Below are 25,592 nucleotides of genomic sequence, written 5' to 3'. Positions count from 1 at the left end.
GTCGTGGAGTACAAGCACAAGATCGGTTTCAAGGGCGCCATCCTGATCGAGCCCAAGCCGCGCGAGCCGTCCAAGCACCAGTACGACTTCGATACCGCGACCGTGTACGGCTTCCTCGTCCGCTACGGCCTGGAGAAGGAAGTCAAGGTCAACATCGAGGCCAACCACGCCACGCTGTCGGGCCACAGCTTCGAGCATGAGATCGCCACGGCAGGCGCCTTGGGCATCCTGGGCAGCCTGGACATGAACCGCGGTGACCCGCAGCTGGGCTGGGACACCGACCAGTTCCCCAACAACGTGCCRGAGACGGCGATCGCGCTGTACCACGTCATCCAGGCCGGTGGCCTGGGCAGTGGTGGCCTCAATTTCGACGCCAAGGTGCGCCGCCAGTCCATCGATGCCGAAGACCTGTTCCACGGCCACATCGGCGGCATGGACGTGTGCGCGCAGGCGCTGCTGATCGCCGAGAAGATGGTCAACGACGGCCGCCTGAAGGCCGCCGTGGACAGCCGCTACGCCGGCTGGGACGCGCCCGCCGGGCAGGACATCCTCAACGGCCGGCGTTCGCTGACCGAACTCGCCGACCAGGTGCTCGCCGCCAACACCGACGTGGCGCCCGTGTCCGGCCGCCAGGAAGTCTTCGAGAACCTGGTCAACCGCTTCTGCGGCTGACCGCCGATCACCGATTCACCCCCGCCCAACACACCCGAGCCGACACGCTGCCCATGACGAACACCCTCGCTCAAAAGCCATGCGCCTGTCGACCTGGGCGATGTTGATTTCCTTGCTTCCCCGAACCAGCAGTACGACACGGGCCTAGAGCCCTACGACAACGAGAGGAGACAAAGTGACACATCACCATCCCCGCCGAACCGCTGTATCCCTTGCCGCCGCCCAGGCCGCCCTGCTCTGCAGCGGCATGGCGATGGCGCAGACCGCGCCGGCCCCCGCCGCCGCCGCATCCGCACCCACCACCAACCTGGAAACCGTCGTCGTCAGCGGCCGCCGAGCGGCGCTCGAATCGGCACAGAAGATCAAACAGAATTCCGACGAGATCGTCGATTCGATCGTGGCCGACGACATCGGCAAGCTGCCCGACCGTTCCGTCACCGAAGTGCTGCAGCGCATCGTCGGCGTGACGATCGAGCGCACCATGGCTCGCAACGACCCCGAGCACTACTCGGTGGAAGGTTCCGGCGTCAACATCCGCGGCCTGTCCTACGTGCGTTCCGAAATGAACGGCCGGGACACCTTCTCCGCCAACGGCGGCCGCGCACTGAATTTCGAAGACGTGCCGCCCGAGCTGATGGCCGGCATCGACGTCTACAAAAACCCGTCGGCCGAACAGATCGAGGGCGCTGTCGGCGGCCTCGTCAACCTGCGCACGGCGCTGCCATTCGACTACCAGGGCTTCAAGGGCTCGGTCACGGTGCAGGAGGCCTACACCAGCCTCAACCGCAAGAAGAAGCCGTCCGCCAGCGGCCTGCTGGCCAACAGCTGGGACACCGACTTCGGCCGTTTCGGTGCATTGCTGAACGTCGCCAGCTCCAAGAGCGCGACACGCTCCGACTTCTTCCAAATCGAACCTTATTACCCCCGCACCGATGCCGTGGCCGGCCAGCCGCCCGGCACCTATCTGTGGGTGCCCAAGGGCGCGCAATGGCGCACGCTGGAGTTCGAACGCAAGCGCGACGGCCTGTACGGCGCCTTGCAGTGGAAGAAGGGCGACATCGACAGCTCGTTCACGTACTTCCAGTCCAAGTACCGCATGCAGTGGGACGAGCAGGCCATCTTTGCAGGCACCGACCCCTACCTGATCGTCGTCAACAACGGCAAGTTCAATGACCAGGGCGCCCTGGTCTCGGGCACGCTGACCAACAGGGACGGGTCGCTGCTGAACTTCAACGACGACACCCGCACGGCCACCCGCAACTCCAAGACGGAAGACTTCGGCTGGCGCGTGAACTGGAAGGCGAATGACCGCTGGAGCTTCACGTCCGACCTGCAGTACGTGAAGGCTTCCACCCGCAGCCTGGACTCCACCGTCGCGACCGGCGTCGGCATGCAGAAGGAAGTCCTGGACCTGAGCGGCAGCACGCCCAGCCTGAGCTTCGACGCGGCCGACCGTGCCTACCTCGCGGACCCGAAGAACTACTACTGGAGCTTCACGATGGAGCACCTGGACCGCGGCATCGGGACGCAGAAGAGCTGGAAGGGCGATGCCAAGTACCGCTTCGAACACCCGGTGCTACAGGACCTGCGCTTCGGCCTTCGCTTAACGGACCGCGTGGCCAAGAGCTCGACGAACCCGTCCGGCTACCACTGGCAGGCCATCTCCGCGCCCTGGACGACCGGTGGCCCGGCGTACCTGAGCGACTACCCCGGCGGCACCACCACCAACACCTTCAACAACTTCTTCGGCGGCAAAGTACCAAATCCGCCGTCGGTCGTCTTCCCGTCGGTTGCCCAGGCCGCCGGCTTCCCGGCTTCCTACTCCGTGCTGCACAAGTACGGCGCCGACAATTGCGTGGCCAAGCAGACTGCGGCCGGCCTCAGCACCGACGCCTGCAGCCAGTGGCCGTTCGCCTTCACACCGGAAGGACTGGGCAGTGACCTCAACCAGGACATCAAGAACGGCAGCGGCAACCAGCAGGGCGAGAAGACCCAGGCTGCCTACGGCCAGCTGCGCTTCGGTTTCGAGGAATGGAATGTGCCGGTCGACGGCAACGTGGGCGTACGGGTCGTGCGGACGCAGAACAGCGCCCTCGGCTACACCTCCTTTGCCGGTACCGAGCAGGCCAAGCTCGGCCTTGGCGGCGTGCCGGTGTCCAACATCCCGGCATACCAGAAGTTTGAGACCTTCAAGAACAGCTACACGGACGTTCTGCCCAGCCTGAACCTGAAGTTGCAGGCCGCGCAGGATCTGCAGTTCCGTTTCGCCCTCGCCAAGGCCATTTCGCGCCCCGACTTCGACAGGCTGCAGGCGAGCACCACGCTGGGCCAGACGATCAACACCACCGGCACCACGGTCACCAGCGTCACGCAGACCGGCTCGGCCAAGGGCAATCCGATGTTGCTGCCGACCCGCTCGACGCAGGCCGACCTGACGGGCGAGTGGTACTTCAGCCGCGTGGGCTCGCTGACGGCGGCGGTCTTCCACAAGGACCTGAAGGACATCGTCATCAACAAGACGTCGACCTTCCGCCTGCCCGATGTCAGCGGCAACCTGCAGGACTTCCAGGTCACGAGCCCGGTCAACGGCGCCAACGGCAAGATCAACGGCATCGAGCTGGCCTTCCAGACCTACTTCGACAAGCTGCCGGGCTGGCTCTCGGGCTTTGGCGTGCAGGGCAACGTGACCTACGTCGACAGCAAGAGCAAGTTGAACACCCCGGTCAGCTCGATGTATTGCAGCGGTGGCAACTCGGCGGACAACTTCGTCCTGAACCTGAACGGCTGCGACACCGACGGCCGCCAGTTCGGCAACCTGCCGTTGCAAGGCCTGTCGCGCAAGGCTTTCAACCTCCAGCTGATGTATGACCAAGGCCCGCTGTCCGCACGCCTGGCCTACAGCTGGCGCTCGCGCTACCTGCAGGCCGTCAACGTGAACGGCACGCAGGGCACGGACGGCCTGGTGACCGACCCGAGCAGCCCCAACCTCGGCCAGAGGAACGTGGCCTGGGGCCTGCCGGTCTGGGCTGAAAGCTATGGCCAGCTGGACGGCAGCGTGTCGTACAAGCTGCTCGACGACAAGCTGTCACTTGGCCTGGAGGCGCAGAACCTCAACTCCGCCCGCCAGCGCCAGCTGATGCAGCAGCATGTCGGCTACATGACCCGTGGTCTGTTCTACACCGGCCCTCGCTACGTGGTCACGGCGCGCTACACGTTCTGACCTTGGTTTACGCCCGGCGGTCCGCAGGATCGCCGGGCGCCTGGAATCCCGATGAAAAGAAACGCACTTCTCTCGGCGGTGCTGGCCGGCTTGCTCTCCCTGCAAGCCGCCGGTGCCGCCGAGGCGCCCCGCCTCGTCACGCGCGACGGCCGCCACGCACTGCTGGTGGACGGCAAGCCCTTCCTGATGCTGGGCGCGCAGGCGCACAACTCCAGCAACTACCCCGGCGCGCTCAAGCCCGTCTGGGACGCGGCCAAGGACGTCAAGGCCAACACCGTGCTGATGCCGGTGGCCTGGGAGCAGGTCGAGCCCGAGGAAGGAAAATTCGACTTCAGCTTCGTCGACACCCTCGTCAAGGAGGCGCGCCGACAGAAGCAGCGCCTGGTGATCCTGTGGTTCGCCACCTGGAAGAACACCAGCGCCCAGTACACGCCCGCCTGGGTCAAGCTCGACCCCAAGCGCTTCCCCTTCAACGTCGACCGCGAAGGCAAGTCCAACTACAGCCTCAGCCCCTTCGGCACCGAGACGCTCAAGGCCGACAAGCGCGCCTTCGTCGCGCTGATGGCGCATCTCAAGAAGATCGACTCGGCCGAGCGCACCGTGCTGATGGTGCAGGTCGAGAATGAAGTCGGCACCTATGGCCTGGTGCGCGACTTCGGCAAGGCGGCCGAGGCGGCCTTTGCGCAGCCGGTGCCCGCCGCCGTGCTGGCACGCAAGAAAGCCGTCGTGCCGGGTGCTGCAAGCGGCAACTGGCGCGCCGTCTACGGCGACTACGCCGACGAATATTTCCACGCCTGGGCCATCGCCCGCTACATCGGCGACATCGCCGCGGCCGGCAAAGCCGTCTACGACCTGCCGATGTACGTCAACAACGCGCTGCGCAACCCGCTGGACCAGCCGCCCAAGCCCTGGAACAAGGACTTCGCCAGTGGCGGCCCGACCTGGGACGTCATCGACATCTACAAGGCCGCGGCACCCGCGCTCGACATCGTCGCGCCCGACATCTATCGGCCCGAGTCCGAGCAGGTGAACGCCAACCTGCGCCTGTTCCAGCGCGTCGACAACGCGTTGTGGGTGCCCGAGATCGGCAACGCGGCCGCTTACGGACGCTACCTCTACCCCGTCCTCGGGCACGGCGCCCTCGGCGTGGCGCCGTTCGGCATCGACTACTTCAACTACAGCAACTTCCCGCTCGGCTCCACATCGACCGACCGCGAGATGGTCGAGCCCTTCGCTCGCGTCTTCAAGATGTTCGCCCCGATCCAGCGGCAATGGGCGCAATGGGCCTTTGATGGCCGCACGCGTGGCGCCGCCGAGAGCGATGACCGCAAGCCGCAGCTGCTGGAGTTCCCCGGCTGGGTCGCGAAGCTGAGCTATCGCGAATGGCAGTTCGGCGAGACCAGCTGGAAGATGACCGACAAGTTCCCCGCCGGCACCGAGCAACCCGGCGGCGGCGTCGCCATCGCGCAGATCGGCGACGACGAATTCCTCGTCATTGGCCAACGCACCCGCGTGCGGATGGAGGCGGCGCCGGGCCAGAACGGTTTCATGCTGCGCACCGAGCAGGGCCACTTCGACGACCAGGGTCGCTGGGTCATGGAGCGTGTGTGGAACGGCGACCAGGTCGACTACGGCCTGAACCTGCCCGCCGAGCCCGTCATGCTCAAGGTCAAGATGGGCCGCCCGCGCTGAGCCTATGAAGCAGAGCCTCCGATCACTGCGGGCCGCTGCAACGCTGCTCGCCTGCTGCCTCGCCCTGCCGCTGCAGGCGGGCGAGCTGGTGCTGCGCTACGACCGCCCCGCAGCCGACACGGCCCAGGGCTGGGAGCAGCAGGCCCTGCCGATCGGCAACGGCCGCATCGGCGCCATGCTGTTCGGCCAGGTCGCGCGCGACCGGCTGCAGTTCAACGACATCACGCTGTGGACGGGCGATGCCCAGGCGCTGGGCGCCTATCAGGCGTTCGGCGACGTGGTGCTCGAACTCGACGGCGCTGACGCGCCCGTGTCTGACTACCGCCGCCAGCTCGACCTGCAGCACGCCCGGCACCGCCTGAGCTACCGCCAGGCCGGCGCCGGCTTCACGCGCGAAACCCTGGCCAGCCAGCCGGCCCAGGTCATCGCCTGGCGCCTCAGCGCCGACCAGCCGGGCCGCTACAACGGCCGCGTCACGCTGGCCGACCGGCACGGCGCGGCGCTCACCGCGGTGGGCACCGCCCTCACCGCCACCGGCCGCCTGCCCAACGGCCTGGCCTACGCGAGCCAGCTGCGCGTCGTGCCGGAAGGCGGCTCGGTGACGGTGGACGGCAACGCCCTGGTGTTCCGCGGCTGCGATGCGCTGACCTTCATCCTCGGCGCCGGCACCAGCCATGCCGACGGCCGGGTTGACGGCCCGGCACCGCTGCCACGCGTGCAGGCCCAGGTCGCCGCGGCCGCCGCCAGATCCTGGCCGGCGCTGCAGGCGGAGCATGAGGCCGACGTCAAAGGCCTGCTCGGCCGCGTGCAGTTGGACCTCGGTACCAGTCCGCCTGAGCGCCGGGCGCTGACGACCGACGCCCGCCTGGCCGCCTACACCCGCGAGGGCGGCGACCCCGAGCTGGAGGCGCTGTACTTCCAGTTCGGCCGCTACCTGCTGGTCTCCAGCTCGCGCGGCTCTCTGCCCGCCAACCTGCAGGGCCTGTGGAATGACAGCCTCACGCCGCCGTGGAATGCGGACTATCACAGCAACATCAACCTGCAGATGAACTACTGGCCGGCAGAGCCGACCAACCTGGCAGAGACGGCGCAGCCCCTGCACCGTTTCGTGCAGAACCTGATTCCCGCATGGCGCCGGCCCGTCGCCGAACGCGCCGCGCTTGCGCTGAAGGACGCCAAGGCCCTGCCGCCCGAGACGCCGCCCTGGGACAACTCGGTGCAGCCCCCCATCGAGACCTTCGTGACGGCTGCGGGCAAGCCCATGCGCGGCTGGGCGCTGCGCACCGCGACCAACCCTTTCGGCGCCCAGACCTACCTCTGGAACATGACCGGCAACGCCTGGTATGCCCGCCACTTCTGGGAGCACTACGCCTTCACACAGGACAAGGCCTTCCTGCGTGACGTGGCCTGGCCGGTGCTGAAGGAAGTCGGCGAGTTCTGGGAAGACCGGCTGAAGGCAACGGCTGACGGCAAGCTGGTGGCACCCAACGGCTGGTCGCCCGAGCACGGCCCCATCCAGGACGGCGTCGCCTACGACCAGCAGATCCTGTGGGACCACTTCGACAACATGGTGCAGGCCGCCGACGCGCTCAGCGACCGTGCCGCGCGCGACCATGCCGCCTCGCTGCGCGACCGCCTCGCCGGCCCGCGTGTGGGCAGCTGGGGCCAGTTGCTGGAATGGCAGGCCGAGCTCAAGGACGCCGTGCTGGACACGCCCAAGGACACGCACCGCCACGTCTCGCACCTGTTCGCGCTCTTCCCCGGCCGGCAGATTTCCCCGGCGCGCACTCCCGAGCTGGCTGCAGCGGCGCGCAAGACGCTGGAGGCCCGCGGCGACGTCAGCACCGGCTGGTCCATGGCCTGGAAGATGGCCTATTGGGCGCGGTTGCGCGACGGCGACCATGCGCACACGCTGCTGCGCGGCCTGCTGGCCACGCCGGGTGCCCGGGCCGCCCGCGCCGGTGGTGAGGTGAACCAGGGCGGCACCTACCCCAACCTCTTCGACACCCACCCGCCCTTCCAGATCGACGGCAATTTCGGCGCGACCGCCGCGATCGCCGAGATGCTGGTGCAATCGCAGGACGGCGTCATCGACCTGCTGCCCGCGTTGCCTGCGACCTGGCCGCAAGGCTCGGTCAAGGGCCTGCGCGCCCGCGGCGGCTTCGAGGTCGACATCGCCTGGGCAAACGGTCGCATCAAGAGCGCCACCGTACGCTCGGTGGCCGGCGCGGGCGGCGGCCGCGTTCGCATCGGCGAGCGCGTCGTCGCACTGAAGCTCAAGCCCGGCCAGTCGCGCACGCTGTCGTCCCAAGACTTGCTCTGATGATGAATCGCTTCCTGCTCGCTTTCGCTGCCCTGCTCCCAATGACAGCGCAGTCATTGGATCTGGACGTCGGCCGCCCCGCCAAGGGTTGGCAGATCGCCGTCACCGATTTCGAGGGCGAGGCCAAGCTCGTCGGCGACCGCGTCACCGTGCCAAAGCCCGCCAACCCACGCGTGCCGGACAGCCACGTCGCGGCCCGCCGTAGCGCTGACGGTGCGCTGACGCTGCAGTTCAGCAACTCCTGGATCGCCCAGGCCCGCTGGCAGGACGGCCCGCCGCTGGACCTGCGGCCCTACCTGGCCGAAGGCACCGTCGAATTCGACTTGAATGTCCTCGACCTTGCCCACGGCGGCATGAAGTTCAAGCTGGGTTGCGGTGAGGGCTGCGAACGCAAGGTTCCCTTCCTGTTCGCCGGCCGCGAGCTGGTCGGCAAAGGCCGCCACCACCTGTCCTTTGCGTTGAAGTGCTTCTGGCGCGAGGGCGACGATTTCAGCGCCGTCAGCGTGCCCTTCGCGCTGGAAGGCACGGGCAGCGGCGAGCTGCAGATTGCCCACCTGCGCATCAACAAAAATGGCAAGGCGACAACCGCCTGCCCCGACTACCGCACCCAGTCCGTCACGCCCGAACGGCTGCAGGAATCCTGGGCCGCGGACTGGTGGCTGCCGCGCCATGAACAGAAGCTCGCCGAGATCAAGGCTCATCGCGAAGCGGGCCGGCGCGTGGACCTCGTCTTCCTTGGCGACTCCATCACACAGGGTTGGGAGAACGAAGGCAAGGCTGCGTGGGCAACGCATTTTGCGAAGCACAACGCCGTCGCCCTAGGCTTTGGCGGCGACCGCACCGAAAACCTGCTGTGGCGACTGCAGCATGGCGAGCTGGACGGCATGGCGCCCAAGGCCATCGTCATGATGATCGGCACCAACAACACCGGCGACCGGCTGGAAGACCCGGCCTTCACGGTGGCTGGTATCCAGAAGAACCTCGACGAGATCCGCAAGCGCCAGCCCCAGGCCAAGGTGCTGCTGCTGGCCCTGTTCCCACGCGGCGAGAAGCCCGACGACCTGACCCGCAGGCACAACGACAGGATCAATGCGCTGCTGCCCGCGTTGGCCGATGGCCGCCGGATCGTCTTCCTGGACATCGGCCGCGCGCTCGCGAATCCGGACGGCACACTCTCCAAAGACATCCTGCCCGACTGGCTGCACCTCAGCCCGCAAGGCTATGAAATATGGGCTCGCAGCCTGACAGCGACCCTGACCCCGTGGCTGACGCCCTGACGGCCGAGCACTCTCCCTCTCCTGGATCGCTATGACTGCCTCTAGCTCCTCCGATTTCATCCGCGGCATCGTCGCAACCGCCCCATTGCCGCAGGATGGCTCCTTGACAGACAACCTCACCTTGACCTACTCCAGCCCCTTCCCTGCCGACTTCCTCTTCGGCGTTGCCGCCGCCGCGCCGCAGATCGAGGGCGCGGCCTTCGAGGACGGCAAGGGCGAATCCATCTGGGACCGCTTCTGCCGCCAGCCCGGCAAGGTGCATGACGGCGACACCCTGGACGTCGCCTGCGACCACTACCACCGCTTCGACGCGGACTTCGCGCTGATGGCGTCACTGGGGCTCAAGCACTACCGCCTGTCGCTGGCCTGGCCGCGCATCTACCCGAACGGCGACGGTGAGCTGAACCAGGCCGGCCTGGACTTCTATCACCGCCTCTTCGCCAGCATGAAGAAACACGGCATCGAGCCCTGGGTGACGCTCTTCCACTGGGACCTGCCGCAGGCGCTGGAAGACCGCGGCGGCTGGACGTCGCGCGTGACAGTGGACGCCTTCGGTCGCTATGCCGACACGGTTGTCAAGGCCTTCGGCGGCGTCGTCAAGCACTGGATCACGATGAACGAGATCCGCTGCTTCACCGAACTGGCCTATCGCTGGGGCACCAAGGCGCCGGGCCGCACCGAGAGTGCCGCTGTCGTCAACCAGACCTTCCACCACGCGCTGCTGTGCCACGGCCACGGCGTGCGCGCGGTGCGCGAGTTCGGCGGCGCGGGTGCGGTCGTCGGCCTGACGGACAACCTGGACGTCTGCATTCCCGTCACCGAGACGCCGGCCGACATCGCCGCGGCCAAGGCTTGGTTCCTGGAGAAGAACGCCCATGTGCTGGGCGCCATGCATGCCGGCCATTACCCGGCCGACTACCTCGACCGCGTCGGCGCCGACGCCCCCCAGGTCCAGCCCGGCGACTTCGACCTCATCAGCCTGCCGACCGACCACCTGGGCCTGAACATCTACACCGGCACCTATGTGCGCGCCGGCAAGGACGGCGCCGCTTTCGAGGCCCTGCCCAACCCGGTCAACTACCCGCGCGCCGACAGCCCCTGGCTGCGACTGGTGCCGCAGTCCATCTACTGGGCGACGCGCCTGGCCGCCGAGTGCTACGGCCACACCTCGCTCTACATCACCGAGAACGGCTGCGGCTACAACGACGAGCCGGTCGTGAACGGCGAGGTGCTGGACCTGCACCGCCGCGACTTCCTGCGCAGCCACCTGCGCGAAGCCCACCGCGCCATCGGCGACGGCGTGCCGCTGAAGGGCTACTTCCTGTGGAGCTTCATCGACAACTACGAGTGGGAGGACGGCTACCAGCGGCGCTTTGGCATCGTGCATTGCGACTACGAGACGCAGGTGCGCACCCCGAAGCTGTCGGCGCTCTATTACGCCGATGTGATCCGCGAACGTCGCATCCTCTGAAATGAAGCGGGTCCTATATTCCCTCGCACCGCGGCGGGCCTTCGCCCCACGTGCGGCCTACCGAGGACCATCCAGATGACTTCCTTTCGCCCCCTGCGCCGCCGCCAACTCTTCGCCGCCGCCGCGTTGCCCGCGCTGGCCACAGCTTCGCTGGCCGCCACGCCACAGCGCCGCAGCGCACCAGGCGTACTGACTTACGAAAGCCCCTTCCCCGCCGACTTCGTCTTCGGCGTCGCCGCTGCCTCCGCCCAGCTCGAGGGTGCGGCCTTCGAGGACGGCAAGGGCGAGTCGGTATGGGACCGCTTCAGCCGCATCCCCGGCAAGGTCCACAACGGCGACACGCCCGACGTCGCCTGCGACCACTACCACCGCTTCGACGAGGACTTCGCGCTGATGGCCTCGCTGGGGTTCAAGACCTACCGCCTGTCCATCGCCTGGCCACGCATCTACCCGAACGGCGATGGCGCGCTCAACCAGAAGGGGCTGGACTTCTATCACCGCCTCTTTGCCAGCATGAAGAAGCACGGCATCGAGCCGTGGGTGACGCTCTTCCACTGGGACCTGCCGCAAGCGCTGGAAGACCGCGGCGGCTGGACCTCCCGCGTCACCGTCGACGCCTTTGCCAAATATGCCGACACCGTCGTCAAGGCCTTCGCCGGGGAGGTGAAGCACTGGATCACGTTGAACGAGATCGTCTGCTTCACCTTGTTTGGCTACGGCACCGGCGGCAAGGCTCCGGGCCGCAAGGAAAGCGCCAAGGTCGTGAACCAGACCTACCACCACGCGCTGCTCTGCCACGGTCATGGCGTGCGTGCCGTGCGCAAGTTCGGCGGCGCGGGCGCCGTCGTCGGCCTGACCGACAACTGCGGCGTGTCCGTGCCCGTGACGGAAACGCCGGCCGACATCGCCGCCGCCAAGGCCTGGTTCGTCGACCGGAACGCCCAGGTGCTGGGCGCCATCCATGCCGGCAAATACACCGCGAACTTCCTGGCGCACGTCGGTGCGGATGCGCCCGACGTGCGGCCCGGCGACTTCGACCTCATCAGCCTGCCGACCGACTTCCTGGGCCTGAACATCTACAGCGGCACCTATGTGCGCGCCGGCAAGAACGGCGCCGCCTACGAGGCCCTGCCCCACCCCGTCAACTACCCGCGCGCCGACAGCACCTGGCTGCGCCTGGTGCCGCAGTCCATCTACTGGGGCACGCGCTTCAGCCATGAGGTCTACGGCCACCAGGCGCTCTACATCACCGAGAACGGTTGCGGCTACGACGAGGAGCCGGTCGTCAACGGCGAGGTGCTGGACCTGCACCGCCGCGACTACCTGCGCAGCCACCTGCGCGAGGCCCACCGCGTCATCGCCGCCGGCGTGCCGCTGAAGGGCTACTTCCTGTGGTCCTTCATCGACAACTACGAGTGGGAAGACGGCTACCAGCGCCGTTTCGGCATCGTGCATTGCGACTTCAAGACGCAGGTCCGCACGCCCAAGCTGTCGGCGCGCTATTACGCCGAAGTCATCAAGACGAGAAGAATCCTGTGAGATGGAGCCCCTCGTCCAAGGCGTACCTTGGCCGGTCTTGCAGACCGCGCTGCGCCTTGCGCCGCAGCCCTTCGGCAGGCACATCCCGCCCACCGGGCGCGATGTGTCCGGCCTCAGCCCCCGCGGGGACGGCGATGCTCGCGGCGTTGAGCCGCGAGCACATCGCCAAACGCGGGCCGGCTTGGGAGCGGCCCGGCGCTCGGTCCGCAAATTCTGGACACTGAAATGAATCCGCAAACCCTGACTCTGAACGTGGCGCAAGCCGTACCGCCTGCCGACCGCCTGCCCATGCGGCAGAAGATCGGCTTCGGCCTGGGCTCCATCCTCGACATGTGGGGCCACTGGCTCTACCCGTCGCTGGCCTACCAAGTCTTCAACATCTTCCTCGGCGTGGCCCCTGGCCTGATCTCGACGGTGCAGATGATCAAGATCTTCATCGACGCCGGCTCGGACGCGGTATTCGGCTGGATCTCCGACAACACGCGCACCCGCTACGGTAGGCGGCGGCCCTTCATCCTCGTCGGCGGCATCCTGGCCGGCATCGGCCTGCCGCTGATGTTCGCCGTCGGCAAGGGCTGGACCGACACGCAGTACTTCATCTTCATGCTGGTCAGCATGGTGATCTACGTGCCGGTGATGAGCTGCTTCAACATGCCCTGGAGCAGCCTGGGCGCGGAGATGACGCCGGACTATCACGAGCGCACCACCGTCATGGCGATCCGCAACGCCATCCAGAAGGGTCCGGAGCTGGCGATGTTCTTCGCCGCCCAGTTCACGACGCTGGCGATCTTCAATGACGCGAGCACCGGCAAGCCCGACCTCCTGCGCGGCGCCCAGACCTACTGCGCCATCCTTGGCGCCATCATGGTGGCCGTGTCCATCGCCATCTTCCTGCTGGTGCGCGAGCGCTACTACGAGAAGCTGGTGGCGCGCACGCAGACCCACATCCCCTTCGCCGACACGCTGTGGCGCACGCTGCGCTGCAAGCCCTTCCGCCACGTGCTGGGCATGATGCTGGCCTATGGCATGGGCACGGCCATGGTCGGCACCCTGGGCTACTACGCCACCATCTACTACGTCTGCCAGGGCGACATCGTGCAGGGCGCCAAATGGAACACGGCCATGGGCCTGGCGGGCATGGCCTTCGGCTTTGCGGGCATCCCCTTCTTCGCGTGGATCGCGCGCCGCCACGGCAAGCGTGCCGGCCTGGCGACGGTGCTGCTGCTGGCCATGTGCGCCTTCATCGGCGACTGGTGGCTGTACAACCCCGCGCTGCCTTACCTGCAGCTGCTGGCCTGCGGCTTCGTCGCCTTCACGGGCGCGGGCTTCTGGACGCTCTACAACGCCACGCTCGGCGACGTGGTCGACTATGACGAGCTACAGACCGGCCAACGCCGCGAAGGTTCGTTCTCGGCCTGCCAGTCGTGGATCTCCAAGGTCGGCATGGCCATCGGCTGGGGCGCGTCGGGCTGGATCCTGCAGTTCACGGGCTTTGACGCCAAGCTGGAGGGCGCACAAGACCCGAATGCCATCTTCATGATCCGCATCCTGCTGTCCAGCATCCCGGTCATCGGCCTGGTGCTGGCCCTGGTGTCGCTGCTGCGCTTCGAGCTGACCGAGCAGCGCATGGCCGAGATCCGCGTGCAGCTGGAAGCCACGCGGGGCCGCGTATGACGCCGGCACGCACCGATTCACTGAAAACATCAAGCCCGAAAACATCCATCGCTGAAGTCATGCGCAATTACAAATCTCCCTTGAACGGTTTCAACGCACTCTGGTTCGCCTCCTGTCTGGCATTGAGCACCTTCGCTCACGCGGCGGAGCCCGCGAATCGGGCCCAGGATTTCGAATGGAAATCCAGCGAGCCGCTGGTCAGGCCGCCGGCCGACGCAAAGCACATCTTTGGCGTCAAGGACCCCTCCATCGTCTATCACGACGGCCGCTACCACGTCTTCATGACCACGGCGGGGACGAATGGCTGGGGCATGGCCTACGCGAGCTTTGCCCGCTGGGAGGACGCACCCAATGCGCCTCTGTTCATGCTCGACAAGTCCCCCATCGGGCCTGGCTACCGCGCCGCACCCCAGGTCTTCTACTTCGCGCCGCAGAAGCTCTGGTATCTGATCTACCAGGGCGGCGACCCGCTGTATTCCACGACCAAGGACATCAACGATCCCCGCTCATGGACGGCACCGCAGCCCTTCTACAAGACCATTCCGGAGAGCGTGAAGGACGACAAGGGCCAGGCGACCTGGCTGGACTTCTGGAATATCTGCGACGACAAGAAGTGCCACCTCTTCTTCACAGGCGACAACGGCAGCTTCTACCGCGGCGAAACGACGATCGAGCGCTTCCCTCAGGGCTTCTCCGAGCCTGTCGTCGTCATGAAGGAAAAGCGCGACGACATGTTCGAGGCGAGCAACACCTACAAGATCGCCGGCACCAACCAGTACCTGACGCTGATCGAGGCCATGCGGCCAGGCGGCCGGTATTTCCGGGCCTGGACCGCTGATCGCCTGGACGGCAAGTGGCAGCCCATTCCCGGCGCCGAGATGAACCGGTTCGCCGGCGCAGACAACGTCAAGTTCAACGGCCGGATCTGGTCCGAAGGCGTATCCCATGGAGAAATGATCCGCGACGGTGTCGACCAGACGCTGACCATCGACCCCTGCAAGCCGCTGCAGTTCCTCTTCCAGGGCCTGGACATGGAAAAGGGCAAGAAGTACGAATACATCGAACTGCCCTATCGGCTGGGGCTGATCACCGCCACGGCCCCGAATGCCATCAGCGCGATGTGCAAGAAATGAACGACCGCGTTGCCGCGCCCACCGCAAGCGCCTGATTCGAACAACATTCCTGGAGACATCGATGTGGACTCGCCGTGCGTTTCCCGCCATCCTGGCCGGCACTGCGGCCGGCTCAAGCACGCTTGCCCGCGCGTCGACGACGGATGCCACGCCCGGATCTCGTAGTTTCGCCTTTGGCATCGAAGGTCAGCGCAAGGCCGACCTGGGCAATGGGACCTATCTGAATCCCATCGTGCCAGGCGACCACGCCGACCCGACCATCCTGAAGGACGGTGCCGATTACTACATGACGTTCTCGTCCTTCCAGTCCTATCCGGGCGCCGTCATCTGGCACTCCCAGGACCTGGTGAACTGGACGCCCGTCACCGCGGCCCTGCATCAGCCCATCGGCACCGTCTGGGCGATGGACCTGATCAAACATCAGGGCCGCTACTTCATCTACATCCCGGTGCTGCAGGACGCCGGCACCGGCGTCTATGTCATCCACGCCGACGACATCCGCGGACCGTGGAGCGCACCCATCGATCTGAAAATCCCCGGCTGCATCGACCCCGGCCATGTCGTGGGTGAGGACGGACGGCGCTACCTCTTCGTCAACGGCGGCCGCCGCGTGCGGCTCAAGGACGATGGCCTCGCCACCGACGGCGCGTTGGAGAACAACGCCTGGACACCCTGGCAATACCCCAAGGACTGGGTCGTCGAGATGTTCGCGCCCGAGGGGCCCAAGCTGCTCAGGCGTGGCGAGTGGTTCTATCTGATCTCCGCCGTCGGCGGCACGGCGGGGCCGCCCACCAGCCATATGGTCACCGTGGCGCGCTCACGCTCGGTCCACGGGCCCTGGGAGGACTGCCCGCAAAACCCTATCGTGCGCACGAAGAGCGCCGGCGAGCCCTGGTGGTCGCGCGGCCACGCCAGCCTCGTCGAAGGGCCGGCGGGGGACTGGTGGATGGTCTATCACGGCTACGAGAACGGCATGCGCACGCTGGGCCGCCAGGCGCTGCTGGAGCCCGTCGAGTGGACCCAGGACGGCTGGCCGCGCGCCAAGGGCGGCACGCTGGACAAGCCCCTGCCCAAGCCGCGCGGTGGCAAACGCGGCCCCGCGGGCTTCGCGCTGTCCGACGATTTCTCCAGCGGCAAGCTGGGCCTGCAATGGGCCTTCCATGCGCCGGGGCCCGATGAAGGCAAGCGCCTGCGCTTTGATGAGAAGGCCCTGACCATCCGCGGCAAAGGCAAGGCTCTGCCCGACTCCTCGCCGTTGACCTGCGCCTGCGGCGACCGCAGCTACGAGGTCAGTGTTGAGCTGGAGATCATCGGCGACGGCCATGGTGGCCTGGCGCTGTTCTACGAGGAGCGCGGCCATGTCGGCCTCGGCTTCAGCACCACGCAGATGCTGACCTATGGCTATGGCCAGGAGCACTCGTGGATGCGAGAGAACATGGCCACCCGCCGCGTGCACATCCGCCTCGTCAACCGCGAGAACGTCATCACTTGGCACACCTCGCACGACGCTGGCAAGAGCTGGAAACAGCATTCCTGGCAGATGGAGGTCTCCGGCCTGCATCACAACGTGTTCGGCGGCTTCGTCAGCCTGCGGCCTGCGCTGTTCAGCGCCGGCGCCGGTGAGGTGCGCGCCCGCAACTTCGTCTACAGAGGACTCCCGACATGACTTCACTCCGCTCCCTGCGCCGCCGCCAGTTGCTGGCCGCCACCGCCCTGCCCCTGGTTGCCCCCATGACGCTTGCCGCCCCGCAACAGCGCCGCATCGTGCTCGACGTGGCCCAGGCCAAGGAGCCGCTGGACCGCTTCTTCGACCACTGCGTCGGCGCCGACTACCCTGGCACGACTTACCGCCCCGATGCGCTCGCGCAGCTGAAGACCGCGGTCGATGAGCTGGGGTTCCGCTACCTGCGCTTCCACGCCATCTTCCACGACGTGTTCAAGACGGTGACGCGCGACGCCGCGGGCAAGCTGGTGTTCGATTTCACCGGCATCGACAAGCTCTACGACGCGATGCTGGCCCGGCGCATCAAGCCTTTCGTCGAGCTGGGCTTCACGCCGCTGGCGCTGAAGACCTCGGACAACAAGATCTTCTACTGGCAGGGCAACACCTCCCACCCCGAGCCCGCCGGTTGGGTGGCGCTCATCGACGCCTTCATCCGCCACCTGCTGGAGCGCTACGGCGCGGCTGAGGTGCACGACTGGTACTTCGAGGTCTGGAACGAACCCAACCTCGACGGTTTCTGGGAGAAGGCTGACCAGAAGGCCTACTTCGACCTCTACACCCGCACCGCCAAGGCGATCAAGGCCGTCAGCCCGCTGCTGCGCGTGGGCGGCCCGTCCACGGCCGGCGCGGCCTGGGTGCCCGAGTTCCTGGCCCACGCCAAGGTCACCAACACGCCGGTGGACTTCATCACGACGCACACCTATGGCGTCGATGAAGGCTTCCTCGACGAGTTCGGCAAGGAAGACCGGAAACTGTCAAAGTCGCCCGACGCCATCGTCGGTGACGTGCGGCGCGTGCGCAAGGAGATCGAAGCCTCGCACCTACCGGGCCTGCCGCTGTTCTTCACCGAGTGGAGCAGCAGCTACAACCCGCGCGACCTGGTGCACGACTCGTACATGAGCGCGCCCTATGTGCTGAGCAAGCTGAAAGCTTCGCAAGGACTCGCCCAGCACATGAGCTACTGGGTCTACAGCGACCTGTTCGAGGAACCCGGCCCGCCGGACGCGCCCTTCCACGGCGGCTTCGGCCTGATGACGCGTGAAGGCATCCGCAAGCCGGTGTGGTTCGCCTACCGCTACCTCGCCGCACTGCAGGGCAAGGAAGTGCCGACCAGTGACCCCTCCACCTGGGCCGCGACCGACGGCGACCAGCTGCAAGCCATCGTCTGGGACTGGCGCCAGCCCGACCAGACGGCCAGCAACCGCAGCTTCTTCGGCAAGCCGCAGCCGGCCCGGGACGCGGGCAGCGCGACCGTCGAACTGCGCCATCTGGCACCCGGCCGCTACCAGCTCACGCAGCGCCGTACCGGTTTCGAGGTCAACGACGCCCACACCGCCTATCTGAAAATGGGCTCGCCGAAGAACCTCGACGCCAAGCAGCTCGCCACGCTGCAGGGGCTGACGACCGACAAGCCGGAAGTGCAGCGCGAACTCCAGGTCGGCGCCAATGGCTCGGCCACGGTGACGCTGAAACTCCGCAGCCACGACGTCGTGCTGCTGAGCCTGAGCAAGATGGCGCCATGAAGCGGCGCGAGGCCGTACTGGGCCTTGCGGCCGGCCTGGCGGGCTGCGGCGGAGGTGGCGGCGCAGCGGTGAGCGCGGCACCGTCACCCGCACCCGCACCCGCACCCGCGCCGGCCCCCGCCCCGGGCGGCTCGCCCTATCCCGACTACAACATCGCGCCCGCGGCGGCCGACACCACCGGCATGGCCGACTCGGCCGTGCAGGCCGCGCAGAAGATGCGCACCGGCCTGAACATCGGCAACACGCTGGAAGCGATGGGCGGCAAGAGCGAGACCTATTGGGGCAACCCGAAGATCACGCGCGACTTCGTGCAGTTCATCAAGACCAGCGGCTTCAACGCCGTCCGGCTGCCGACATCCTGGGATCAGTACGCCGATGCGACGACCGCCAGGATCGACCCTGCTTGGCTGTCCCGCGTCAAGGAGGTCGTCCAGTACTGCATCGACGCCGACCTCCACGTCATCGTCAACATCCACTGGGACGGCGGCTGGCTGGAGGAGCACTGCACGCCCGACAGGCAGGTCGCCAACAACCACAAGCAGCGGGCCTTCTGGCAGCAGATCGCGACCCAACTGCGCGACTTCGACGGGCGGCTGCTGTTTGCCAGCGCCAACGAGCCCAACGTCAAGACGGCCGAACAGATGGCCGTGCTGATGAGCTACCACCAGACCTTCATCGACACCGTGCGCGCCACCGGCGGCCGCAATGCCCGGCGCAACCTGGTCGTGCAAGGGCCGTCGACCGATGTGGAGCTCACCAAACAGCTGATGACGGGCTGGCCGATGGACACGACCAGCGGCCGGCTGATGGCGGAGATCCACTACTACACACCGTGGAACTTCGCCGGCATGACCAAGGACGAGACCTGGGGCAACCAGTTCTTCTACTGGGGCCAGGGCAACCACTCCACCACCGATACCGCCCACAACCCCACCTGGGGCGAGGAGGACGCGGTGGACAGCCTGCTCGGCTCGATGAAGACGCGCTTCGTCGACAAGGGCATTCCCGTCATCGTCGGCGAGTTCGGCGCCCAGCACCGCACCACGCTGACCGGCGAGGCGCTGCGGCTGCACGAGGCCAGCCGCGCCTACTTTTGCAAGACCGTGGCGCAGAGGTCCCGCGCCTTCGGCCTGGTGCCGTTCTACTGGGACACGGGCTCGCTGCTGGATCGCAGCCGCAACGTCGTGCTGGACGCCAAGGTGCTGGACGCGTTGACGGGGTGACCCCATGACCCTGCCCGTCACGGGACGCCGGCGCCGCCATCCCGTGAGGGCGGCGCTTCAGCTCAAGGTGTAAACGGGCGTCACCCGTCGCGCGAGCCGCCACGCAGTTCGACTATCCTGTTAGCAAGCCCGGCAGCCTCGGGCGCCTCAGGGAGCCGACTTGGAATCAAGCAGCCTGCCCCGGGAGGGCGGTGTTCCCACTGAAACCGCGCCGGCGCACGCTCGGCCGGCCTTTCTGCTGGACCAGCCGGCCGGCCCGCGCGAGCGCCGTCACGCGCTGATCGTCGCGCTGCTGTCGGTGGCCGTGTTCGCAGCCCTGCTGCCATTTGCCAAGCTCAAGCTGGCGGCGGTGCCGGCCTTCATTCCCATCTACGAGTCGGCCCTGGTGCTGACCGACCTCATCACGGCGGTGCTGCTGTTCGGCCAGTACCGCATCCTGCGCTCCCAGGCCCTGCTGGTGCTGGGCTGCGGCTATCTGTTCACCGCCGCGATGGCGACGGCCCATGCGCTGAGCTTCCCGGGCCTGTTCAGCGCCAACGGCCTGCTCGGTGCGACGACGCAAACCACCGTCTGGCTCTACATGCTGTGGCATGGTTGCTTTCCGCTCTTCGTGCTCGGCTATGTCGCGCTGAAGAGCAGGCCGCAGTTCACCGTGCCGACGTTGACCTGGCCCGCACTCACGCTGCTGGCCGGCGCCGGCTGCATCGCGATGACCACGCTGGGCCATGACTGGTTGCCCGAGCTGCTGGTGGGCGGCCGCTACTCGCTGGCCTTCCAGGTCACCGTCGGCTGCGTCTGGGCCTTCAGCCTCGTCGCCCTGGCCGCACTGTGGCGCCAGCAGCCGCGGACCGTGCTGGACCTGTGGCTGATGGTGGTCAGCCTGGCCTGGCTGTCCGACATCGCACTGTCGGCCATGCTCAACGCGGCGCGCTTCGACCTCGGCTTCTATGCCGGCCGCATCTACGGCCTGCTGGCCAGCTCGGTCGTGCTGATGGAATTGCTGCTGGAAAACAGCGCGCTGTACGCGCGTCTGTTCAAGGCCTACGAGGCCGACCACGCCCAAGGCGAGGCGCTGGCTGCCGCACGCGACCAGGCCGAGGCCGCCAACGCCGCCAAGAGCCTCTTCCTGGCCAGCATGAGCCACGAGATCCGCACGCCGATGAACGCCATCATCGGCCTGACCAACCTCGTGCTGGAGACACGGCTGGACCCGCGCCAGCGCGACTACCTCGGCAAGGTGCAGACCTCGTCCAAGGCCCTGCTGACCCTGCTCAACGACATCCTCGACTACTCCAAGATCGAGGCCGGCAAGATCACGCTGGAGGCCGAGGAGTTCGGCCCCGAGGAGCTGATCGAGAACGTCGGCCATCTGTTCTCGGCGCGGCTGGAAGAGGCCGGGCTGGACCTGCTGTTCGAGTTCGACGAGCGCCTGCCGCACCGCCTGGTTGGCGACAGCCTGAGGCTGACCCAGGTGCTGAACAACCTCGTCGGCAATGCCATCAAGTTCACGCCACGCGGCGAGATCGTCGTGCGGGCGGACCTGGTGGGCGAGCACGAGGGCCGCATGCGGCTGCGCATCAGCGTGCGCGACACCGGCATCGGCATGACGCCCGAGCAGGTGGATCGCCTCTTCCAGGTCTTCGGCCAGACCGATGCCTCCATCGCGCGCCGCTACGGCGGCACCGGCCTGGGCCTGGCCATCTGCAAGCGCCTCGTCGAGCTGATGGACGGTAGCTTCGAGGTCAGCAGCCTGCCGGATCAGGGCAGCACCTTCTCCTTCACCTGCGACTTCGGCAAGGCCAGACCGGGCGCCGAGCGCATCGACCTGCACCGCATCCGCGGCATGCGCACCCTGGTCGTCGACGCCCAGCCCACCGAGCGCCTCATCCTGCAGCAGATGCTGCAGAGCTGGCGCTTCCAGGTCGGCGTGGCCTCCTTCGGTGACGAGGCGCTCTACCGCCTGCGCCAGGCCGACCCCCAGCACCCCTACGAATTGCTGCTGCTGGACTGGAAGACGGCCGGCGCCGACTTCGTCGACACGGCCCGCCGCATCGCGGCCGAGCGCGGCGCATCGCCACCGGCCGTCATCGCGCTGGGCAGCCTGCATGCGAGCGAGCGCGTCGCCGAAGAGCTGCAGGGCCGCGCCGGCACCCAGGTCCTCGTCAAGCCCGTCACACCATCGCGCCTGTTCGACGCCCTCATGCAACTGCAGCGCGGCGAGCCGCCGGCCGCAGAGGCGCCGACAGGCGGCAGCATGGCCGACCTGACCGAGACCATGCGCCCCCTGCACGGCGCTCGCGTGCTGCTCGTCGAGGACAACCCGGTCAACCAGCAGGTGGCCTGCGCCTTCCTGTCCATGGTCAAGCTCGACGTCGAGGTGGCCGAGAACGGCCTGGAGGCAGTGGAGCGCCTCCAGCACGAGTCCTTCGACGCCGTGCTGATGGACATGCAGATGCCCGAGATGGATGGCGCGACGGCGACGCGGCTGATTCGCGCCAAGCCACAGCACGCCCGCCTGCCCATCATCGCGATGACGGCCGGCGCCATGGAGCACGACGTGCAGGACTGCCTGGCCGCCGGCATGAACGCCCACGTCAGCAAACCCATCGATCCGCGCCAGCTGGTGCGCACGCTGCTGGCCTGGGTGGCGCCGCCGGCCCGCGCGCAGCAAGGTTAGGAGGGATCGGGCACGCGCTCGAAGTCCATCTCCCAGTTGACCTCCCAGGTCTGGCCTCCATCAGCCGAGAAGGCCTGCTGCCAGTGCGGCCGGCCCGTGGCGGTGTTCGTCCAGCGATAGCGCACGCGGATAGGCTGGCCACGCAGCTCGTCGTCGCACTGGAACTCGCCGACACCCTCGGCAAAGCCGCCCACCACCGGCGGGTCCAGGCGATGCGGATTGCGGCCGTCCACCCACCAGATGGCCCATTGGCTCGTGGCCGGGTCAAAGGTGCGCATGGACAGGGCGCGGTAGGGGCCGGTGGGCAGCTCCAGCACGTTGTCGTCGATGTTGCCGCTGCCATCAAGCAGGGTCCACATGCGGCAGCTTCCCTCGAAGCTCTCCCAGTCCTCGCAGCCGAGCAGGCGCTCCTTGAGGCGGCGGTGGCTGACCTTCCAATGGCCAATGAAGAAGTCGAAGTCATGCGGGGTCGAAGTCGTGATCATGATGCTCAGGTGTGAAGGGCGGAACGGGCCGTGGGCACCAGGCGCAGGGTCTGGGTGGGCTTGGCCAGCCAGGGCTGAAGCGATGCGGCGAAGTCCCGCGACAGGGCAGCCCTGGCGTCATCGAACAAGGCCAGGGAGACCAGCACGTGTTCGCCTTCGCGCACCGGCAGGCGCGGGAAGTTGTTGGGCGTGGCCTCGGTGACATACCAGGCCAGCTGTCGGGCACCAGCGGCGCGCAGCGCATCGCTGAGCGGGCCGCGGGCAAGGCCCAGCAGTTCAGGGCCGGCCGGCGCTTTCAGGTGGAAGACCGTCGCCAGCACAAGCCCGGGCGGCAGCGCCGTCGCGCCGCGTTCGGCGCGGGGCAGCGCCGGCTCAGGCAGCGCGGCGCCATGCCAGGCCGGGCGCAGCAGCAACACGTTGTCGGAATCGATCATGGTCGCGTTGGCCGTGTTGCGGTGCTGTGTCCAGACCGGCCCGCCATAGAAGGCAGGCAGGCTGTCGCCGCGCGCGGCCATGTCGGCGAAGCCGCGCAGCCAGACAAAGCGGTCAGGCCCGTCCAGGTCGCGGAACTGGCCCAGCACGCGGATGCCGACGGCCTCCTGCGCGGCGACGAACTCGCGGTCGAAGAGCTCGATCAGCGTGTCGCGTTTGCCCGGGTGCAGGGTGTACTGGCGCAGTTCGACGACCTGACAGTCCGGCGCGACGGGCGGTGTGGTTTCGAGAGGCAGAGGCATGGTTCAGAGTCCACGGAGTTCAAGGTCCGTGCAGTCTGCGCCGCCATACCTGTCAATGCATGACGTGTTTTACGACGTGCCGACATCGACGCCCGAAAACCGCGGGCCGCGCGTCATTCGGGCACCGGCAAGCTGAGACCGCGCTTGAGCACGCCCATCGCGACCTGGGTGGTGTAGCGACGCACGTTCGGGTTGTCGGCCAACAGCCGGGCCATCAGCGCTTCATAGGCGGTCGTGTCGGGGGCGGCGACGACAAGCACGAAGTCGTTCTCGCCGGTCACATAGAAGGCCTGCTGCACGGCGGCCTCGGCGTCCAGCCAGGCGCGCAACCGCGCCATCGGCTCGGGGCGTTCGCTGTCGACCTGCAGGGCGGCGATGAAGGTGGTCGGTCGGCCGATCTGGGCGGCATCGACGACGGCGATCTGGCGCTGGATGACGCCCTGCTCGCGCAGCCGCTTCAGCCGCCGCTGGATGGCCGAGGCCGACAGGCTGACATGCTCGGCCAGCTGCTCGGCGGTCAGCGCGGCGTCCTGCTGCACCAGGGTCAGCAACTGGCGGTCAAAGCGGTCCAGCTCGGTCATCGTCGGAAATTGCGGCCAAACGGCAAGGGAGCCGCGCATCTTGCCGGATTTCGCCGCGACACCCTTTCTAGGATGACAGGCGTCCCCACAGGAGTTTTTCCCGATGATCGATCACGTGTCCCTGGGCACCCGCCGCTACGCCGAGTCGGTGGCCTTCTACAGCCGCGTGCTGGCGCCGCTGGGCCTGGCGCTGCTGCGCGATACCGGCAGCGAAGCCGCCTTCGGCACGCCCGAGCGCTGGTGCTTCTTCCTCTACCCGGTGCCCGAAGACGAGCCGGTAACGGCGCGCGGTGCCCACATCGCTCTCGGCGCTCCGGACCGCATCGTCGTTGCAGCCATACATGAGGTGGCGCTGGCCTCGGCGGCTCGCGACATCTTCACGCCACGCCCCCGGCCCGACATCAGCGAGACCTACTTCGGCGCGATGTTCCATGACCTCGACGGCCACCGCATCGAGGTGCTGACGAACGCGACCTAAGGCTTGAGCTCGTCGTCGTGCTGGCCGAGGGTCGGCGCGGCGAACGGCTCCGGCCCGGGCGTCCTGCCGAAGACGATGGGCCGCGTGACGCCGCGATAGCTGCCGACGGTCGCGTGCTCGAGGTCGCCGACGATGCCCTCGGCCAGCACCTGCGGATGCTGGAACATGTCCTCGACCTGGCGGGCCGCTGCGCAAGGCACCTCGTCGCCGAACAAGGCCTCCCACTCCAGCGCCGTGCGCGTGGCCAGGGCCGCATGCAGCCTCGTCAGCAGCCCGGCGGCGTTGGCGGCGCGCTTCTTGACGGTGTCGAAGCGCTCGTCGGCCGCGAGATCGTCCAGGCCCGTGATGCGGCACAGCGCCGCCCAGAAATGCGCTGTGTTGGCCGAAATATAGATATGGCCCTCACGCGCCGGGTGGATGCCGGTGACGCCGCCCGAGCGCATGTCGCGGCCGATGTCCAGCGGCTCATCGCCGGCCCAGACCAGGCGGGCCGACTGCATGGTCAACGCGCTGCGCAGCAGCGACACACCGACGTACTGGCCGCGCCCGCTGCGCTCGCGCTCGAACAGCGCCGACGCGACACCTGAAGCGACCAGGGCCGCCGCGTAGTAGTCGACCACCGAGCCGTAGAGGATCTCCGGCGGCCCGCCGCGCTTGCCCTGCAGGGCGCACATGCCGGTCAGCGTCTGCAGCACCTGGTCGTAGCCGGCCTTGTCCTTCAGCGGCCCGGTCTCGCCGTAGCCGGTCACGGCGCAGTAGATGAGGCGCGGGTTCAGCAGCTCCAGCTGCTCGTGCGCAATGCCCAGGCGCCTGGGAACGCCGGGGCGGAAGTTGTGCACCAGCACGTCGGCCTCGCGCACCAGGCGCAGCAGGGCGGCGAGATCGGCGGGCTGCTTCAGGTCCAGCACGACACCGCGCTTGCTGCGGTTCACACCAATGAAAGCGCGGCTCTCGGCGGCCAGCGTGGACGGGTAGTTGCGCAGATTGTCGCCGGCCGGCGGCTCGACCTTGAGCACATCGGCGCCCTGGTCGGCCAGCAACGTGCAGCCATAGGGCCCGGCGATGTAGGCGCTGAGGTCGAGCACGCGTACGCCGCTCAGTGGCCCCGGTGGGCCGGGTCGGGTGGAGGGAGGGAAGGCAGCGGCGTTCACGGCGGGGGGCTCGTCA

General features: G+C 67.5%; 17 protein-coding genes and 1 pseudogene. 14 read left to right on the top strand and 4 right to left on the bottom strand.

The annotated features are described in order from the left end of the window. The 13 genes and pseudogenes from ACXJKJ_RS17450 to ACXJKJ_RS17390 all read left to right on the top strand — a co-directional run. Positions 1-672, top strand: a pseudogene (locus ACXJKJ_RS17450) (xylose isomerase); the annotation flags it as partial. A gap of 175 nt (positions 673-847) precedes the next feature. Beyond that, positions 848-3,892: a TonB-dependent receptor gene (locus ACXJKJ_RS17445; RefSeq protein WP_457356488.1), complete on the top strand. Its 3,045-nt coding sequence runs from the start codon at positions 848-850 to the stop codon at positions 3,890-3,892. 51 nt (positions 3,893-3,943) lie between these two features. Then, complete coding sequence (locus ACXJKJ_RS17440) at positions 3,944-5,584, top strand: DUF5597 domain-containing protein (protein WP_457391299.1); 1,641 nt, start codon at positions 3,944-3,946, stop codon at positions 5,582-5,584. Between the two features lie 4 nt (positions 5,585-5,588). Continuing rightward, positions 5,589-7,907: a glycoside hydrolase family 95 protein gene (locus ACXJKJ_RS17435; RefSeq protein ID WP_457391297.1), complete on the top strand. Its 2,319-nt coding sequence runs from the start codon at positions 5,589-5,591 to the stop codon at positions 7,905-7,907. A gap of 41 nt (positions 7,908-7,948) precedes the next feature. Further along, positions 7,949-9,184: a GDSL-type esterase/lipase family protein gene (locus tag ACXJKJ_RS17430; protein WP_457391294.1), complete on the top strand. Its 1,236-nt coding sequence runs from the start codon at positions 7,949-7,951 to the stop codon at positions 9,182-9,184. A 103-nt stretch (positions 9,185-9,287) separates the two neighbouring features. Continuing rightward, positions 9,288-10,655, top strand: coding sequence for a GH1 family beta-glucosidase (locus ACXJKJ_RS17425; protein ID WP_200955234.1), 1,368 nt, complete (start codon positions 9,288-9,290; stop codon positions 10,653-10,655). Between the two features lie 75 nt (positions 10,656-10,730). Continuing rightward, positions 10,731-12,194 (top strand): GH1 family beta-glucosidase, encoded by a 1,464-nt coding sequence (locus tag ACXJKJ_RS17420; RefSeq protein ID WP_457391292.1) that lies wholly within the window; start codon positions 10,731-10,733, stop codon positions 12,192-12,194. A gap of 225 nt (positions 12,195-12,419) precedes the next feature. After that, the gene (locus tag ACXJKJ_RS17415) at positions 12,420-13,868 is read left to right on the top strand and encodes an MFS transporter (RefSeq protein WP_457391291.1); all 1,449 of its coding nucleotides are present in this window, start codon (positions 12,420-12,422) and stop codon (positions 13,866-13,868) included. Positions 13,869-13,990: 122 nt separating this feature from the next. Continuing rightward, the gene (locus tag ACXJKJ_RS17410) at positions 13,991-15,001 is read left to right on the top strand and encodes a non-reducing end alpha-L-arabinofuranosidase family hydrolase (RefSeq protein WP_457391290.1); all 1,011 of its coding nucleotides are present in this window, start codon (positions 13,991-13,993) and stop codon (positions 14,999-15,001) included. A gap of 61 nt (positions 15,002-15,062) precedes the next feature. After that, positions 15,063-16,667, top strand: a complete 1,605-nt coding sequence (locus ACXJKJ_RS17405) for a family 43 glycosylhydrolase (RefSeq protein WP_457391288.1) — start codon at positions 15,063-15,065, stop codon at positions 16,665-16,667. Then, entirely contained in the window at positions 16,664-18,247 is a 1,584-nt protein-coding gene (locus ACXJKJ_RS17400) for a GH39 family glycosyl hydrolase (RefSeq protein ID WP_457391286.1), read from the top strand. Before ACXJKJ_RS17405 ends, ACXJKJ_RS17400 begins: the two co-directional genes overlap by 4 nt. Continuing rightward, positions 18,244-19,470, top strand: coding sequence for a glycoside hydrolase family 5 protein (locus ACXJKJ_RS17395; protein WP_457391284.1), 1,227 nt, complete (start codon positions 18,244-18,246; stop codon positions 19,468-19,470). The genes ACXJKJ_RS17400 and ACXJKJ_RS17395 overlap by 4 nt, the downstream gene beginning before the upstream one ends. Positions 19,471-19,630: 160 nt before the next feature. Next, positions 19,631-22,147: a response regulator gene (locus tag ACXJKJ_RS17390; protein WP_457391282.1), complete on the top strand. Its 2,517-nt coding sequence runs from the start codon at positions 19,631-19,633 to the stop codon at positions 22,145-22,147. Here ACXJKJ_RS17390 and ACXJKJ_RS17385 read toward each other — a convergent pair. The 3 genes from ACXJKJ_RS17385 to ACXJKJ_RS17375 all read right to left on the bottom strand — a co-directional run bounded on the left by ACXJKJ_RS17385 (position 22,144) and on the right by ACXJKJ_RS17375 (position 23,947). Next, on the bottom strand, positions 22,144-22,632 hold the full coding sequence (locus ACXJKJ_RS17385) for a DUF1579 domain-containing protein (RefSeq protein ID WP_457391280.1): 489 nt from the start codon (positions 22,630-22,632) through the stop codon (positions 22,144-22,146). The genes ACXJKJ_RS17390 and ACXJKJ_RS17385 overlap by 4 nt on opposite strands. 5 nt (positions 22,633-22,637) lie before the next feature. Further along, a complete protein-coding gene (locus ACXJKJ_RS17380; protein WP_457391279.1) occupies positions 22,638-23,366 on the bottom strand; it encodes an NIPSNAP family protein in 729 nt (242 codons plus the stop codon). 113 nt (positions 23,367-23,479) lie between these two features. Then, positions 23,480-23,947: an Lrp/AsnC family transcriptional regulator gene (locus ACXJKJ_RS17375; protein WP_457391277.1), complete on the bottom strand. Its 468-nt coding sequence runs from the start codon at positions 23,945-23,947 to the stop codon at positions 23,480-23,482. 103 nt (positions 23,948-24,050) lie between these two features. Here ACXJKJ_RS17375 and ACXJKJ_RS17370 point away from each other — a divergent pair, with 103 nt between their 5' ends. Then, positions 24,051-24,425 (top strand): VOC family protein, encoded by a 375-nt coding sequence (locus ACXJKJ_RS17370; RefSeq protein WP_056194037.1) that lies wholly within the window; start codon positions 24,051-24,053, stop codon positions 24,423-24,425. Here the strand turns inward: ACXJKJ_RS17370 and ACXJKJ_RS17365 are convergent. After that, positions 24,422-25,576: a CaiB/BaiF CoA transferase family protein gene (locus ACXJKJ_RS17365; RefSeq protein ID WP_457391276.1), complete on the bottom strand. Its 1,155-nt coding sequence runs from the start codon at positions 25,574-25,576 to the stop codon at positions 24,422-24,424. The two genes, ACXJKJ_RS17370 and ACXJKJ_RS17365, sit on opposite strands and share 4 nt — an antisense overlap. Between the last annotated feature and the right edge of the window lie 16 nt (positions 25,577-25,592).

Source organism: Roseateles sp. P5_E1 (genome assembly GCF_054049335.1).
This window is presented reverse-complemented; position numbering and strand designations above follow the sequence as displayed.